This is a genomic window from Gordoniibacillus kamchatkensis (assembly GCF_000829455.1).
Classification (GTDB): Bacteria; Bacillota; Bacilli; order Paenibacillales; family NBRC-103111; genus Gordoniibacillus; species Gordoniibacillus kamchatkensis.
In genome coordinates this window covers 1-14,952 of the sequence record NZ_JXAK01000062.1, presented here as the reverse complement: position 1 = coordinate 14,952, position 14,952 = coordinate 1, and the positions used below count along the sequence as shown (strand labels likewise).

Sequence of the window (14,952 nt, the reverse complement as noted above, 5' to 3'; positions counted from 1 at the left end):
GGAGAAACCGATGAGCGCCGATTTGATTACGGAAGCAAGAAAGCGTGCGGAAGCGATATTGATCGGGAACGGGGGGGAGCTTGGCCTGCTTGGCTCCAATCAGGCTTATCAGCAAGTGTGGGCCCGCGACAGCATGATTTGCGGCTTGGGGCTGCTGCTGTGCGCGGATGAGGAGGGCAAGCGGATCCATCAGCGCTCGCTGCATACGCTGCGCAGCTTTCAAAGCGAGCTTGGCAAAATCCCGCACAATGTCGGTTTTACCGACGTGGCCGATCCGGCCCTTATCGCCCATGGCGGCAAGCTGGAGGTCGCGGGCAAGACGGGCGTCGCCATTGAGGATACGATCCATGCGGGATGCGTCGACGGCAACCTCTGGTACATTATCGGACAGTACTACGACTATATGGTGAAAGGCGACAAGGCGAGCTTGTCTGCGGCTTGGCCAAGCCTGGAGAAGGCGCTCCTGTGGCTCCGCTACCAGGATTCCAACGAGTGCGGGCTGCTGGAAGTGCACGAAGCGATGGACTGGGCCGACTTGTTCGCCAACCGGTACAACGTGCTGTTCGACAATGTGTTGTATTATGCCGCCTGGAAGTGCATGGGGGAGATGGCCGAGGCACTGGGGCTGAATGCGGAAACCTACGTCCGCGCAGCGGAAGACGTGCACCGCAAAATCAACGTGCTCCTCTGGGTTGGGCCGGAGGAGCCGCTCGATCTGGATTGGGTCGCCAACGAGCGCAAAGAATGGCTGTATCCGCTCAAACGGGTGGGCACGGAGCTGGTCGAACGCCCGTTTTACTTGCCCTATATGGGCTTCCGCGATTACGCCGACCGCTTCGATACGCTCGGCAACTTGCTCGCGATCGTGTTCGATGTGGCCGATCGCCGCAAAGCCGATAAGATTCTCGATTATATCGAAGGAACGGGACTCAATGAGCCGTTCCCGGTGAAGGCGCTGTACCCTCCGATCAATCCGGGCGAGAAAGATTGGCAGGACTACTACAGGGTGCGCAATCTGAACCAGCCTCACCATTATCATAACGGAGGGGCGTGGCCGTTCATCGGCGGCTTCTACGTTGCCGCTCTGGTGAAGGCCGGCCGCCTGAAAGAGGCCGCCTTCCAGCTGGATAAGCTGGCGCAAATGAACCGGCTCGGCAAGAAGGCCGAATGGGAATTCAACGAATGGTTTCACGGGCTGTCCGGGAGGCCGATGGGCTACGGCGGACAGTCGTGGTCGGCGGCGATGTACATTTTTGCCCACGATTGCGTGAAGCGCGGGGAAGTGAGTGTATTTAACGCCGCTAACGGCTGGGAGATCGGGTAACGGGAGGATTTGCGATGTCGGACTCAATCGATGTGCGCCGGGAGCTGCAGGCAACCGGGCAATTCATGATGCAGTACGGCCTGGCCTGGGGGAATGCCGGCAATATCAGCGCCCGTGTCGGCACCGGCGGCTACCTCATTACGGCGAGCGGGACATATATGGGGGAGCTTGGCGACGACGATTTTGTGGAATGCGGCCGGGACGGGACGTATGTCGGCGCCCCGGGCAAAAAGCCGTCCAAGGAAACCCCCATGCACCGCGCCGTCTATGAGGAAAGGGAGGAGATCGGTGCCGTGCTGCACGCTTCGCCCTTTTACTCCACCATGGTCGCCTGCTCCGGCTTGGACGTCCCGGCCGATTGGTTTGTCGAGACGATGTATTATTTGGAGAGAGTGGAGCGGGTTTCCTACTGCCATCCGGGCAGCGAGGCGCTTGGTGCGGCCGTCAGAGCCAAGGCACGGCAGGCGAACATTCTCCTTCTGGAAAACCACGGCGTGCTTGTGTATGACATTTCGGTCAAAGAAGCGAGAATGGCTTTGCAAACGTTGGAAATGGCTTGCCGGATGCTGGTCGAGTCGAGACAGGCCGGCATCCCTTTGCGGGCGCTTTCCCCCGGCACGGTGGAGGACTTTCTGCTGAACTCCGGCTACAAGCCGAGGAGGAATTGGTCATGATCGGAGTCGCAGCCGACGACATTACCGGTGCCAACGATATCGGCATCATGTTTGCGAAGCACGGCTTTAATACGCATGTGTACAGCTTTGCCGCGGGCGCTCCGCTCGCGCTGGGCGGCGGAAAGAAGCCGGATGCCGTCATTTTGGATACGGATTCCCGCTTTGACGGGCCGGAAAAGGCGTATCGGAAAGTGTTCGAAGCGACGTTGCAGTTGCGGGCCGCGGGGTGCTCCCGCTTTTACAACAAAACGTGCTCGGTGTTTCGAGGCAACATCGGCGCGGAATTCGACGCCATGCTGGATGCGCTTGGCGAAAGCTTTGCCGTCGTCGTGCTCGGTTTTCCCAAAAACGGCAGAACGACTGTGGACGGCATCCATTATGTGCATGGCAACAAGCTGGAGCATTCCGAATTCCGGAACGACCCCGTTCACCCGATGACGCGCTCGGACCTGGCGGGCATTTTGCAAGCCCAGACGAAGCGCCGCGTGGCTACGATCGCTCACCGGATCGTATCGCAAGGGGCCGGCCGGCTGGCTGAGGAGCTGGACGGCATGAAGCGCAGCGGGGTGGGTTACGTCATTGTGGACGTCGTCGACCAGCCGTCACTCGCCACCATTGCCAAAGCCGTAGAAGGCATTCGCGTGCTGTGCGGCAGCTCCGCGCTGGCGGAAGAATTGTCGGCGCTCGAGCGGCGCGTTGGGGAGCAGGAAGTCGGGGCGTTTCCCGTCGCCCCGCTGCTCGGAATGGGCGTGTTGTGCGTAGCCGGCAGCCTGATGCCGCAAACGGCGGAGCAGCTTAAGGTTCTGGAGAAAAGCGGGATTCCGTCCATCGAGATCGATTCGCTGCTGCTGTTAGACGCGCAAAGCCGCGAAGCGGAGATACGGAAATTGGCTACGGCATGCTCAATACGGATCGCTTCCGGCTCGGATGTTGCGCTGCATACGCCTAATAGGCAGGAAGCGGTGGACCGGACGAAACAGGCGGGCGCTGCGCTAGGCTTATCCAATGTCGAAGTATCCCGGCTCGTATCCGGGGCGGTGGCGGAGATCACCGGCCGCGTGCTGCAGGTGACGGGGCTGAGCCGGGTCGTCATCGCCGGCGGCGACACGTCCGCCGCGGTATGCGCGAAGCTCGGCGTGAAGGGCATGCGGCTCTGGCAAGAGATCGAGCCCGGCTTGCCGTCGTGCATCACTTTTACCGATCCGCCGCTGCTGATGGTGCTCAAATCCGGAAGCTTCGGGAAGCCGGACTTTTTGGCGAAGGCGCTGGAGCATCTCAAGCAGCAATCGTAGTTGTAGAAAGCGCCGCCGGACTGGGAGGGCGGAGCGGGTATAGGGAAGAAGAGGGGCTGTCCAACATTGGGCAGCCCCTCTTTTTGTCAACGCCGGGTTTCGCTGCAAGGTAGTGCTGCGAAAATTGCGGACGTACGCTATTTTTTTGCGCGCTGCACCTTGCGGGATCCATTATAATGATCATTAGTTAACGAAATCAGGCTCGGCCATCCTTCCGCAAGGAGCACACGAACAGTATGAATCGATTTCAGGATATCATGAAGGGCGCTCAGCAATTGCTTAAGCAGATGCCGGATCCAGTCTATATTGTCGATCCGGACGATCGGATCGTTTGGGTAAACGATGCGTTTCGCGAGCATTTTGGCGACGGCATTGGTAATTTTGAACTTCAGAAGGGAAGCTGGACGTCCGATGGAAAGATCCCCATCCGTGGCGACGACGGCGAAACGATTGCGTTCACGGTCCTGTTGAAGCATTGCGCGGGGCAAGCGGCCATGGATAAAGCGCAAGGGCAGCTTGACGAAAAGTACCGCATCATGGCCGAGAATATGCTGGATGCGATCGTTCTGGTCGATAGCGACGCCATTGTTCGATATGTATCCCCCTCCATTCAGTCGTTGACAGGTTTCAGCACCAAAGAGTACGAGGGCATGGATGCGTTCGATGTCATCCATCCGGATGATAGGGATCGGGTGCGAGGTTCGTATGTCGAGGTTTTGCAATCGAAGCTGCCCGTCAGCCTGGAGTATCGGGTTATTCATGCGCAAGGCCACACGTTGTACGCGGAGGCGCGCGTCAAGCCGGTTTTGGACAGTGAGGGACATGTGAAATACGTTGTAGCGGTTGTCCGGGATGTGACGGAGCGAAAAAAGGCGGAGCAGCTGCTGGAAAACATTTTGGATAACGTCAATGCCGCAGTCATCTCGACAGACAAAGATTTCACCCGGATGACCTATTGTTCGGCCAGCATCGAGAAAATATTCGGATTGTCCAAACAAGACATCGTGGCCAGCCCGATTCGCATGCACACGCATATGCACCCGGAAGATGATGCCGCTCTCATGCACGAAGTGAAACATCAGCTCGATATGGGAATATCCGTTGTCAAAACGTTTCGATTGCTGCACGGCGAGGAAACGAAATGGATCAAAATGACGATTCACCCTTATCTGGATCTTGCCGGAGAGGTCGAACGAATCGACGGCATTATGATGGACGTCACCGAGAAGAAGCGCTCCGAGCTGGCGCTCGAAGAAAGCGAGCAAAGGTACAAGTCTTTGTTCGAGAACAATTTGGACGGCGTCTTTTCTCTCGAATTGAGCGGGTTTTATTTTGTCAATGCCAACCGTTCTTTCGAAACGATAACCGGCATCCAGTTCGACAAGCTGCATGACCGTTGTTTTATGGGACTCATTATGGACGAAGATCATGCGTCGGTCTATGGGGCGCTTTTCCACGTCATTCAGCGGCAAGAGTCGACAGATATCGAATGCCGCATCGTGGGGTCCGCGCATGGCGAGAAAATCGTAACGATTACGTTCGTTCCTATCTTCCTCTCCGGCGAATTGAACGGCATCCACGGCATTGTGAAGGACATTACGGCGCGGAAAAGAGAAGAGCGGGAGCTCATCCGCAGGGAAGAACGATATAAGGTTCTGCAGCAAAGCTTGAACCGCTTCTCCAACGACCTTGCCAACGTGATGAAAGTGTCGGAGCTGGAAAATCGCCTGCTTGAAGAGGTCAAGGCCGTGCTGCAAGCGACCCGCGTATCCATCGAAGAGGTGCCGAGAGGGCGGGAACAGGCGATCATGGACATGAGCGATATTTGGGTCAAAATCGGCGAGAAGCAGCAGCCCGTCTACTTGCGGATCGCCATGGACCACGCCATGCTGGGGATCGAGGAAGAATGGCTTGAAACGGCCGTCCATTATGTGACGATTCTGTATGACAATCTTCACTTGCTGGAAGATCTGATGAAGCGCATGGAAGACATGGTCACGAACAAGGAAACGCCCAAATGGATGCTGAGACTGCTGTTCCAGCTGTCGGAGAAGGAGCGGGCGTCCTTGTCCAGCGACTTGCACGATTCGGTGCTGCAGGATCTGATTATCTGGTATCGCAAGCTGGAGTCGCTGCGTTCCACCGCCGCCTTTGACAAGGAAGCTCAGCGCGAGCTCAAACAAATCGAAGAGGGGCTGCTGGACGCCATTCATCAGATCCGCATTACGTGCAACGAGCTGCGTCCTCCTTTCCTGTTGAAAATGGGGCTGGTCGAGTCATTGAAAAGCCTGTTCTCGTATGCGCGCATGTTTTCCAATTATGAGATCGAGTTTTCCGCGGAGAAGCTGGACTATCCGCTGCACGAGGAGCAGATTCTCGGGGTGTACCGTATCGTTCAGGAGCTTATTAACAACGCCAACAAGCACTCCCAGGCATCGAAGGTGACGATGGCGCTGACGGGCGACAACGGCCGCTTGCATTTTTCTTATTCTGACGACGGGGTCGGCATGGATTTGTCCGCTTTCGAAGGGTCGTTTCAGCATATGGGCATTGCCGGCATCGAAAAGAGGGTTTTCAGCCTGGAAGGCGAAGTGGAATTGAAATCGGCTCCGAAGCAAGGGTTTCATGTGAATATTTACATCCCCACAAATACGCAGCTTAAAGGTGAACGCTATGGAAATCTTATTGGTTGACGATCATCGGTCTGTCGTCGAGGGCACCAAAATGCTGATCGAAGCCGAACCGGATATGAACGTAACGATCGAGACGGACGTCTATTATGTGCCCGATTTGGTGCGGCTGAAAAAGTTCGACGTCATGCTGCTGGACTTGTACATGCCGAATATGAACGGCGCCGACCTGACGCGCAAAATACTCGACTACGTGCCTGATGCCGTCATTCTCATTTATTCCGGGTTCGAAATCGCGCCGCATTTCAATCTGCTCATGGAATCGGGCGTTTCCGGCTTCATTGCCAAAACGTCGACGCGCGAGCAGCTCATCCAGGCGATACGCTGCGCCGCGCGGAAAGAGGCCATTGTCCCGATGCAGCTGCTCAAACAGCTGCGGCGCCAGGAGATTGTCGTGCACGGGGAAACGGAAAGCGAGAAGACGGTCATCACTCCGGAGGAAGACAAGCTGCTGCGGGAACTGGCGAAAGGGAAAAGCAACAAAGAGATTTCGAAAACGCTCATGATCAGCCAACGCTCCCTGGAATACAGCTTGACGGAAATTTTCCAGAAGCTGCACGTCAGCTCGCGGGTGGAGGTCATCAAAAAAGCGAAAAGCTTGGGGATACTGCCGACGGAAGATTTATATTAGCCGGAGTCACAGGCCCGCCCGCCAGGCTAGCAGCCGGCCGGTCCGCCGATTATCCGGCGGATGTCGTGCTTGGATGGCCGATTGCGCGGCACTCCGTTCAAATTCCGACGCAACTTGTGGCACAGTCCCTGTTTCCGGAAGTCCGCATTGCGGGAGAGCGGGGCAGAGCGACGTTGCCTTGCGGCATGGAGGCGGCTGATCATAACCGTTTGCCCGCAGCGAGAGGTGAACAGCACGCGCTGGCTCAGGAATAGAAACAATTCGTTAAATTGCGCATGCTCATACGCTAATAGCGCCCAAAAAAGCAAAACCGGCGAATAGCGCCCTAATGTGCGCTGCTGTTAGAACAAATGACGGTAATAGCGACCCCGAGGTCTCTACCGGCCAGTTTTCTCCAATACGTCCTGAAACAGCGTCTTCAGATTCTTTGATTAGAGAATCTGGGCGCTGTTTCTTCATTTATACGGTCAGGCTTCTTGCGCTCACCCGGTCAAAGAAACTCGGAGGCCGCTCATCCTCGGGGATGCCCCCGATGGGAGTTTTGCGCGACGATCACCTCAGCCCGCTGCCTTACAATTTGCGCGGAGCCCGCAAATATTTGCGCAGGCGAGCTCATCGTTTGCGCGTTTCGATGTCCCGTTCTGATTTACGATGGCTTCATACCGATCGGATGCGACTTTTAGGCTTTACAGCGAAACGAAATGGAGGAAATGCGCATGAAAGCAACCAACAAATGTTTTTTCCGGAGCATCGGAACGGCGCTCCCATTGACCCAAAAGTCATTCATTCCGAGAGGAGAAACAATATGAACATTCAGCTTTTGCAATGGGGACTCTTTTCCTTTATGCTCGGCCTGCTCCTGTCGCTTCCTCTTGCGGCGGTGCATTACGGGGCTTTCCCGCAGTGGACAAAGCTGTTTACGAACCCGCGCAAGCTCAAATCGGCCCATTTGGATTTTTTTACGCAAGCTTTCGCCGCAGCATTCGTTTATGTGCTGGAATTGGCTGTTAAGACGCGATTTCCCGAATATGTGGTCATTCCGCTCGTTTTCGGAATAATTTGTAACCCGCTCATTCTGCTTATCGAAGCAACGCCGCTGAATCGGTCGGGTTTCGGCGCCATCGTTTATAAGCTGCTTAGAGCCACAAGCCCGGCTTCGCTCCTGTTCGCCTGGTTCTTCATCGCGTGGAGCGTGCTGCCCGCGTATATGTTGATCATGCTGGTTGGTTTTGCTTTGCTTGGACTGCTTCTCATATTGAACTATAAGCGGCTCCACAATTACAGGTGCAAGCAGCGGAATCGGATATGAGCTGGCGAAAATTTTCGCAAAGAACAACAACCTGATCCTTGTCGCCAGAAATCGCGAAAGGCTGGAACAAATTCGCTCGGACCTTACCGAACAGAACAAGAGCGCGTCGATCACGGTTGACGTTAATTTTCAAGTAGGCCGGTGCATGCCGGCCTTTTTGATTTGCTCCCCAGCGACGACAAACAATTTGCGGGAAGTCCGCAAATATTTGCGCTGGCACGTTCATCGTTTGCGCGTTCCGCTGCCTCGTCCCGTTTTATGATAGCAACATACCGATCGGATGGATGGTACGCAAACGAATATAGAGAGGACGGCATGGAACATGATCAAGCTTGACAAAGTATCCAAAGTGTTCGCTTTGGAAGCGGGAAATTTCACCGCGTTAAAAGAAAACGACATTCACATCAAGAAAGGGGAGTTCATCGCCATTATGGGGCCCAGCGGCTCGGGGAAGAGCACGCTGCTGCAATTGATCGGGGGCCTCGACGTGCCGACTTCCGGCAGCATTACCGTCGACGGGGTGCGGCTGAACGAGCTGAACGAGAAGCAAAGAACGCTGTTTCGCCGCACGAAAGTAGGCTTCGTGTTCCAAAACTATCAGCTGCTGCCGATGATGACCGTGGCGGAGAACGTCGGCCTCTCCCTGTTGGCCAATAAAACCGCATCGGCTGAGATCGGGGCGAGAGTGCGCGAGCTGCTGCGCGATGTCAATCTGGAGGGGAAAGAATCGCACTTCCCGGCGCAGCTGAGCGGCGGCCAGCAGCAGCGCGTGGCGATTGCAAGAGCTCTTGCGATGAAGCCGGGACTCATTTTGGCGGATGAGCCGACGGGGAATTTGGACCGGAAAAACGGCGAGAGCATCCTGAAGCTTCTGACGCGCTTGAACAAGGACGAACATATGACGGTCGTGATGGTGACGCATGACCGGCATGCGGCGGAAACGGCCGATCGGATCATTATGATCCGGGACGGCGAGGTCGTGCAGGAGGAGGGGACCGGCGTTGAATATATGGCACACGGCTTGGCGTAATTTGATGCGCCGCAAGCTCCGGACGCTGCTCACCTTTCTCTCGATTGTCATTGGAGTGGCGTCCACGTTTGCGGTGGTCGCTTCCGTCGATACCGCCAAAAAAACGTTCCCGCTGTATTTGAAAGCGGCCTTCGGCAAAGCGGATTATCTCATCTCCGGTACGGAAACCTATATGCCGGAAAAGGTTTATAAGGACGTTGAACAACTGAATTATATGGCTTCTATCGCTGTGCTAAAGCAAAGCACGAAGCTGCATCTGGAGCAAGAGGGGATTTCCGCCCTCCAAAAAAGGGTGGAGCTTGGCGGCTACACGAGGCTGGATACGCCGCTTACGAATTTCAGTGTGATCCAAGGGAGCCTGACGTCGGGCGGGGCCGTCATTACGGACCGTACGGCAAAAGCATGGAAAGTTGGCGTCGGAGATACGATTTCCTTCGATACGGCGCAAGGAACGAAACAAATCCAAGTATCGGCCATCGTAAAATATACGGTCGAGCTGATGGGACCTTCCAGTTGGAGCATGGCGAAGTATCACCATTGGGCGGTAGCCGTACCGCTGAACGTGCTGCAGGACTGGTTCGGACTTGACGGCAAAATACAAAACGTGCAAATCAAAGCCGCCAGCGAATCCGACCGGCTTGCGGTAGAGCGGCAGATCGATGAGCTAGTCAAACGTTACGGCAACATGTACATGCAGCCTGTATTGATCGATTCCGATTCCGTCAAAGAGGCGGATACGTTCTTTATGGCGCTCTATATAGCCGGATTTTTGGGCATCGCCCTCAGTGGGTTTATCATTTTCAATACGTTGTATGTCAGCATTAAAGAGCGGAAGCAAGAATTTGCCGTGCTCAAGACGATCGGGTACTTGCCGAAGCAATTACAGGCCTTTGTCCTGTTCGAGGTATTCCTGCTGGCGATCGCGGGAACGGCCGTCGGCCTGCTGTTCGGATACGGTTTCGCGCAGCTGTTGTCGAAGCTGATCTTCATGCTGTTCAGTATCCATGACGAAGGAAGCATGCTGATCTTCAAAGGTTTTGCGGTGTCCGTGCTGGCCGGGTTGCTCATCCCCTTCGCCGCCGCTTTGATCCCGATTCGCCAAGTCGGCAAAATCAGTGTGGTCGAAGTGCTCAAACCCGGCCGCACCGAGACGTTTTCGCGCAAGTGGCAAGTTGTCGCCGGGTTGCTGCTGATCGTCTCCGGGTTCTTCATCAAGCATCTGCTCTTGGTCGTGCCGTTAATGCTTGGAGTCGCGCTCGTATATCCGCACCTGTTCAAGCTGTTCCATTTCGTGTTGCGGCCGGTGTACCGGCGGCTGTTCGGCTTCAGCGGCCAAATGGCCGCGAGCAATTTGAGGCGGAATCTGGGCCGCACGTCGATGACCTCCGTGATTCTCTGCCTCGGCATTGCGATGGTTGTTCTGATGAGCTCGATTAACTCGGCCTTTATTCAATCGTTCGAAAAAGTGATTTATTCGTCTTATGGCGGAAATCTGGATATCCACTTTCATCACACCGAGAAAACCGACGTGGAACGGCTGAAAAGCATCCAAGGTGTGGCTGACGCAAGAGCGTATGGGCTGTATTCGGCCATCTGGACTTTGAACGGCCAGCAGCGCAAGCTCCCTGTCTACGGCGTAGGGGAGTGGATCGACCGCTTCCCGCTGTTCACGGTTTCGGGCAAGTCGCGCAGTGAACTGGTGAGCGGGCTCAAGCAAGACGAAGTCATCCTGGACAAAATCGCTTACGGGGTTTGGGGAGGCAAGATCGGAGAAAGCATCGAGCTTGCGACGCTGCAGGGCAAACGCACGTTCAAGGTCGCCGCCGTCGTAAGCACAATGAAAAATAACGGCTACGGCGCTTTCATGAAAGAAGAGTCCTTTAAAGAAAACTTCGGCCTCAAGTTCGAGCATAACGTGCTGGTGATCAAAGACGAGAACGCTACTCCGCTGCAACTTAGAGAGCATATTTTTAACCAGTTCGGGGAAAGAATCGAAGACATGTTCGGCCCCGAAGATTGGGCTTCGATGGTCGGCTCGGTCTATACCGGTTCGTTCAGCGTCATCAACGCTCTGATCGTTTTGTCGATCGTGATTTCGGGGATGGGGATTACGAATACGCTGCTGATCAACATTATGGAGCGGATTCGCGAGCTTGGCATGATGCGTGCGGTCGGGGTTACGCGCCGGCAAGTGGTCGGGATGATCATGCTGGAGGGTCTCGGCATCGGAATCGCTGCTACCGTAATCGGTTGTATATTCGGCATCGTTTTGATTTTCATCACTTCAACGTTTTTTGAGATTCACTCGTTGACGTACCAGTTCGGGGTTTCATGGACCATCATTCTGTATATCGGCTTGTTCGGCATCGCGGTCAGCCTGGTTTCCAGCTTCACGCCGGCGTCCCGAGCGGCACAAACCCGGTTAAGCGAGGCGCTAAGATATGAGTAAACGAATCGTGTTTCTGTTGATGATCATGGCTGTGCTGCTAACGGCTTGCGGTTCCGACCCGGCGTGGGAGAACGAGCAAGTAACCGCCGCCGCCAGCCAGCGAATTTTGTCCGACGACGTGAAGGCGGAATGGACGGTGACCGGGGACCCGGCGTCCGGGGCGGGCCTGAACAAGACGATACGGGTGGAGATCAAGAAGAAAGATGGCACGCGAATCAACGAATTTGACGAAAACCACGAGAAGCTGCTGCATTTGATGGTCATCAGCAAAGATTTGTCTTATTTCAACCACATTCATCCCGAGTATAAGGGCGGCGGCGTGTTCGAAATTGCGGGTAACTTCCCCGCGGGCGGCGAATATAGGCTCATTGCCGATTTCAAGCCATCCGGCGGCGATTCGATGGCGAAGCTGGCGTGGGTTCGGATCGACGGAGAAAGCACCAAGCCGGTCCCGGTCGTCCCGGACGCAAGCTTGGAGAAAACGTTCGAAGGCAATCGGGTGAAGCTTGCCGCCGGCGGGCTGGCGGCGGGCCAAGAAGTCACGCTCAAATTCAGCATCGCGGACGGCAAAACCGGCCAGCCGGTAACCGATCTGCAGCCGTATTTGGGCTCAATCGGGCACGTGGTCGTTTTGTCCGAGGACGGGGAGCAATATGTGCACGTTCATGCTGACGAAGGGCAAGGAACGGGGCCGGATGCGCTGTTCGAGACTTCGTTCCCGAAGAGCGGGACGTATAAAATATGGGGGCAGTTTCAGCGGAACAATCAAGTATTTACGTCATCCTTTGTCGTGAAAGTTCCATAAGGGGGAATCGGTATGCAAACCGTTACATTGAAAGTTCAAGGAATGAGCTGCAATCATTGCGTGATGGCGATTTCAGGCGCCTTATACAAGCTTGGCGTAACCGCAACAGTCGAATTGGCAGCCGGCACGGTGGTGGTACAATTCGATCCGGAAAAGCTCACGTTGGATATGATCCGGGCGGCAATCGAAGCGCAAGGTTACGGGGTTACCGGGATCATGGTGATCGAGGGATACAAGCCGCGATGGAAGCCGTAACCCGGCTACAAACGCTGAGCATATCGGGGATGACCAAACAGCGTGGAACCTGAATTCCCCCTCACCTCTGCCGGTCTGGCAGCAGGCGGGGGGATTTTTTCACTACATCAGAAAGTATATGCTGCGCCTATACTTAGGCTGATTCCGCTACTAGGCGTTAAGCTGGAGGAGTAACGGCAAGCAACTTGCAGGGCGTCGCAAAGACAGCTTAACGCCGGTAAACGCGCACGTCCCAATGGACGGCGTAAGACGTTTATCCTTGTACGCTCGTCGCGTTTTGCGCGCCGGCCGCAATCTTTTGCGCGCCGGCGTTCATTGTTTGCGCGTTGCGGGAGCTCTTTTCGCGATACGATCATGGCAAATGAAACCGCAAAGGAGTTTTTCCTGTGAGCGCATTGAAGCATTTTCTGCCCTATGTGAATAAAGAAAAGAAGCTGTACATTCTGGGGTTCGTCGGCAGCTTGTTCCGCTTTCTCATACCGCTCTCCGTTCCGCTCGTCTTCAAATATTTGTTCGACAGCCTGCTTCAGAACGCGGCATTGTCGCGCACGGACAAAATAACGCAGTTGCTCCTCATCGCGGCCGTCATGGTCGCCGTCTTTTTTCTCGTTCGGGCACCGATGGAGTATGTTCGGCAGTTTTTCATGCATAAGGGCAACAACAACATCATTAAGGCGCTGCGCATAGACGCGTTCCGCAAAGTGCAAACGCTCGACGCTAAATATTTTGCGGACAACCGGAGCGGGGAAATCGGCACGCGCTTTTTCGACGATATCGAAAAAATAAGAGGCTTCATGACGGCCGTCTTCTCCAACGTCTGGATCGAAACGATCGTGCTGCTGTTCGTGATCGGCGTGATGGTTACGCTGAACGTGAAGCTGACGCTGCTTGCCGCGCTGCTGACCGGGGTACAGTTCGGTTTGGCGCACCTTCTTTCCAAGAAGCTGAAAACAACGACGCAGCAGATGATGAAATACCGTTCCGCGCTGAGCGGCTTTATTATCGAAAAAATTCAAGGTGCCTTCGTGGCCAAGCTGTTCGCTTCGGAAAAACGGGATGCGGAAGAGCTGGATATGCATTTGGAGCGCTACGATCGCTTAACGGATAAGCAAGCCATTATCAATGCGATTTCGCTGTCAGCCGTTAACGTTCTCATCGACATAACGCCTTTTCTTGTCGTGGCGGCCGGCAGTCTGTACGTCATTGACGGCAGCTTGACCCTCGGCAGCCTGATCGCTTTTTTCGCTTATGTGGACCGGATGAAAAGCCCCGTCGCCGCTCTCGTGCAAGCTTTTCCGACGATCGCTGAAGGAAGCGTCGCGCTGAAAAGAGTGTTTGATTTTCTCGCTACTCCGTCTGCCATCAAAGAAATAGACAGGCCCGTACACTGGCGGCGGTTCGCCGACTCCATCCGTTTCCATCGCGTATCCTTTTCCTACGACGGGCATGGCGATGTGCTGAGCGATATATCTTTCACTCTGGAAAAGGGCAAGACGTATGCGTTCGTCGGAGGCAGCGGGGGCGGCAAAAGCACGGTGCTGCAGCTGCTCACCCGGATGTACGATGCGACCCGCGGCGAAATCCTCGTCGATGGCGTGAATATCCGGCATTATTCCTTGTCCAGTCTCCGGGAGCAGATCGGAATCGTCACGCAGGACAATTTTCTGTACAGTTCTTCGGTGAAAGAAAATATCCGCATCGCCAAGCTCGACGCTACGGATGACGAAATTGCCGCCGCAGCGAAAAAAGCGTTCGCCCACGATTTCATCTGCTCGCTGGCCCGCGGCTACGATACGGAAATCGGCGAACGGGGAATCAAGCTTTCGGGAGGACAGAAGCAGCGGATCGCGCTCGCCCGCGTCTTTTTGAAAAATCCGGCGCTGATCTTGCTTGACGAAGCGACGAGCGCGCTGGATAACGAGAGCGAGAAGCTCGTGCAAGCATCGATTCAGCAAACGGATCGCGACAAAACGATCGTGATGGTCGCGCACCGGCTGTCTACCGTAGTGAATGCGGATCAAATATTCGTGGTGCGAAACGGGAAAATTGTCGAAAGCGGCAGCCATCGGCAGCTGCTGGCATTGAACGGCTACTACAAGGAGCTGTACGCCGAGCAAAATCGCGACGAGTCGCTGCCTTCGCTGCCCGCGCCCGAATTGCAGCTGGCGTCCGGGCATGGATGAAATCCAGCTTGGAAAGGTGCTGGCTTGAGCTCCAGTGGGCGGCAGTTTGACTGGTCACCAGGGCTCAGCCTCACCTCAAGTGCTTTCTTTCTGGCTACGCCAGTGGACCTGTTGCGTAAACTGTCGCTGTAGTTGCTTTTCAAGCAACTACAGCGGGACTTGCGGCGAAAACCGTCGCTGGAGTTGCTTTTCGAGCAATTGCAGTGTTAGTTTTGCAGCTAGACTAGAAAGTGGACACACCATAGTAGCGGCCTGATACAATAAAACCAACAAAAAGGTCGAGGTGTGTCATGGGAGATATCCGTCAACA

General features: G+C 55.2%; 12 protein-coding genes. All 12 read left to right on the top strand.

Annotation, left to right across the window (positions count from 1 at the left end; all coding sequences use genetic code 11):
- Nucleotides 1-10: 10 nt before the first annotated feature.
- Nucleotides 11-1,324: an amylo-alpha-1,6-glucosidase gene (locus SD70_RS26505; protein WP_052487920.1), complete on the top strand. Its 1,314-nt coding sequence runs from the start codon at nucleotides 11-13 to the stop codon at nucleotides 1,322-1,324.
- 14 nt (nucleotides 1,325-1,338) lie between these two features.
- Complete coding sequence (locus tag SD70_RS26500) at nucleotides 1,339-1,998, top strand: class II aldolase/adducin family protein (protein WP_041051222.1); 660 nt, start codon at nucleotides 1,339-1,341, stop codon at nucleotides 1,996-1,998.
- Entirely contained in the window at nucleotides 1,995-3,290 is a 1,296-nt protein-coding gene (locus SD70_RS26495; protein ID WP_041051221.1) for a four-carbon acid sugar kinase family protein, read from the top strand. Before SD70_RS26500 ends, SD70_RS26495 begins: the two co-directional genes overlap by 4 nt.
- Before the next feature lie 236 nt (nucleotides 3,291-3,526).
- Nucleotides 3,527-5,983 carry a PAS domain S-box protein gene (locus SD70_RS26490; RefSeq protein WP_041051219.1) on the top strand — a complete coding sequence of 819 codons (2,457 nt, stop codon included), beginning with the start codon at nucleotides 3,527-3,529 and terminating at the stop codon, nucleotides 5,981-5,983.
- A complete protein-coding gene (locus tag SD70_RS26485) occupies nucleotides 5,964-6,611 on the top strand; it encodes a response regulator transcription factor (protein WP_041051217.1) in 648 nt (215 codons plus the stop codon). Before SD70_RS26490 ends, SD70_RS26485 begins: the two co-directional genes overlap by 20 nt.
- Nucleotides 6,612-7,416: 805 nt before the next feature.
- Nucleotides 7,417-7,920 carry a hypothetical protein gene (locus SD70_RS36430; RefSeq protein WP_156158209.1) on the top strand — a complete coding sequence of 168 codons (504 nt, stop codon included), beginning with the start codon at nucleotides 7,417-7,419 and terminating at the stop codon, nucleotides 7,918-7,920.
- Complete coding sequence (locus tag SD70_RS35375) at nucleotides 7,874-8,182, top strand: SDR family NAD(P)-dependent oxidoreductase (RefSeq protein ID WP_082053686.1); 309 nt, start codon at nucleotides 7,874-7,876, stop codon at nucleotides 8,180-8,182. The genes SD70_RS36430 and SD70_RS35375 overlap by 47 nt, the downstream gene beginning before the upstream one ends.
- Nucleotides 8,183-8,242: 60 nt before the next feature.
- On the top strand, nucleotides 8,243-8,950 hold the full coding sequence (locus tag SD70_RS26475; RefSeq protein WP_041051213.1) for an ABC transporter ATP-binding protein: 708 nt from the start codon (nucleotides 8,243-8,245) through the stop codon (nucleotides 8,948-8,950).
- Nucleotides 8,922-11,399 carry an FtsX-like permease family protein gene (locus SD70_RS26470; RefSeq protein WP_041051211.1) on the top strand — a complete coding sequence of 826 codons (2,478 nt, stop codon included), beginning with the start codon at nucleotides 8,922-8,924 and terminating at the stop codon, nucleotides 11,397-11,399. The genes SD70_RS26475 and SD70_RS26470 overlap by 29 nt, the downstream gene beginning before the upstream one ends.
- Complete coding sequence (locus SD70_RS26465; RefSeq protein ID WP_041051210.1) at nucleotides 11,392-12,204, top strand: hypothetical protein; 813 nt, start codon at nucleotides 11,392-11,394, stop codon at nucleotides 12,202-12,204. Before SD70_RS26470 ends, SD70_RS26465 begins: the two co-directional genes overlap by 8 nt.
- Nucleotides 12,205-12,216: 12 nt before the next feature.
- Nucleotides 12,217-12,459 (top strand): cation transporter, encoded by a 243-nt coding sequence (locus SD70_RS26460; RefSeq protein ID WP_052487912.1) that lies wholly within the window; start codon nucleotides 12,217-12,219, stop codon nucleotides 12,457-12,459.
- Nucleotides 12,460-12,845: 386 nt separating this feature from the next.
- Nucleotides 12,846-14,642 (top strand): ABC transporter ATP-binding protein, encoded by a 1,797-nt coding sequence (locus tag SD70_RS26455; RefSeq protein ID WP_052487911.1) that lies wholly within the window; start codon nucleotides 12,846-12,848, stop codon nucleotides 14,640-14,642.
- Nucleotides 14,643-14,952: the final 310 nt, after the last annotated feature.

Excerpts from the sequence above, each read along its gene's own strand:
- SD70_RS26505 (WP_052487920.1), top strand. The coding sequence starts at position 11 with ATGAGCGCCGATTTGATTACGGAAGCAAGAAAGCGTGCGGAAGCGATA.
- SD70_RS26500 (WP_041051222.1), top strand. The coding sequence starts at position 1,339 with ATGTCGGACTCAATCGATGTGCGCCGGGAGCTGCAGGCAACCGGGCAA.
- SD70_RS26495 (WP_041051221.1), top strand. The coding sequence starts at position 1,995 with ATGATCGGAGTCGCAGCCGACGACATTACCGGTGCCAACGATATCGGC.
- SD70_RS26490 (WP_041051219.1), top strand. The coding sequence starts at position 3,527 with ATGAATCGATTTCAGGATATCATGAAGGGCGCTCAGCAATTGCTTAAG.
- SD70_RS26485 (WP_041051217.1), top strand. The coding sequence starts at position 5,964 with ATGGAAATCTTATTGGTTGACGATCATCGGTCTGTCGTCGAGGGCACC.
- SD70_RS36430 (WP_156158209.1), top strand. The coding sequence starts at position 7,417 with ATGAACATTCAGCTTTTGCAATGGGGACTCTTTTCCTTTATGCTCGGC.
- SD70_RS26475 (WP_041051213.1), top strand. The coding sequence starts at position 8,243 with ATGATCAAGCTTGACAAAGTATCCAAAGTGTTCGCTTTGGAAGCGGGA.
- SD70_RS26465 (WP_041051210.1), top strand. The coding sequence starts at position 11,392 with ATGAGTAAACGAATCGTGTTTCTGTTGATGATCATGGCTGTGCTGCTA.
- SD70_RS26460 (WP_052487912.1), top strand. The coding sequence starts at position 12,217 with ATGCAAACCGTTACATTGAAAGTTCAAGGAATGAGCTGCAATCATTGC.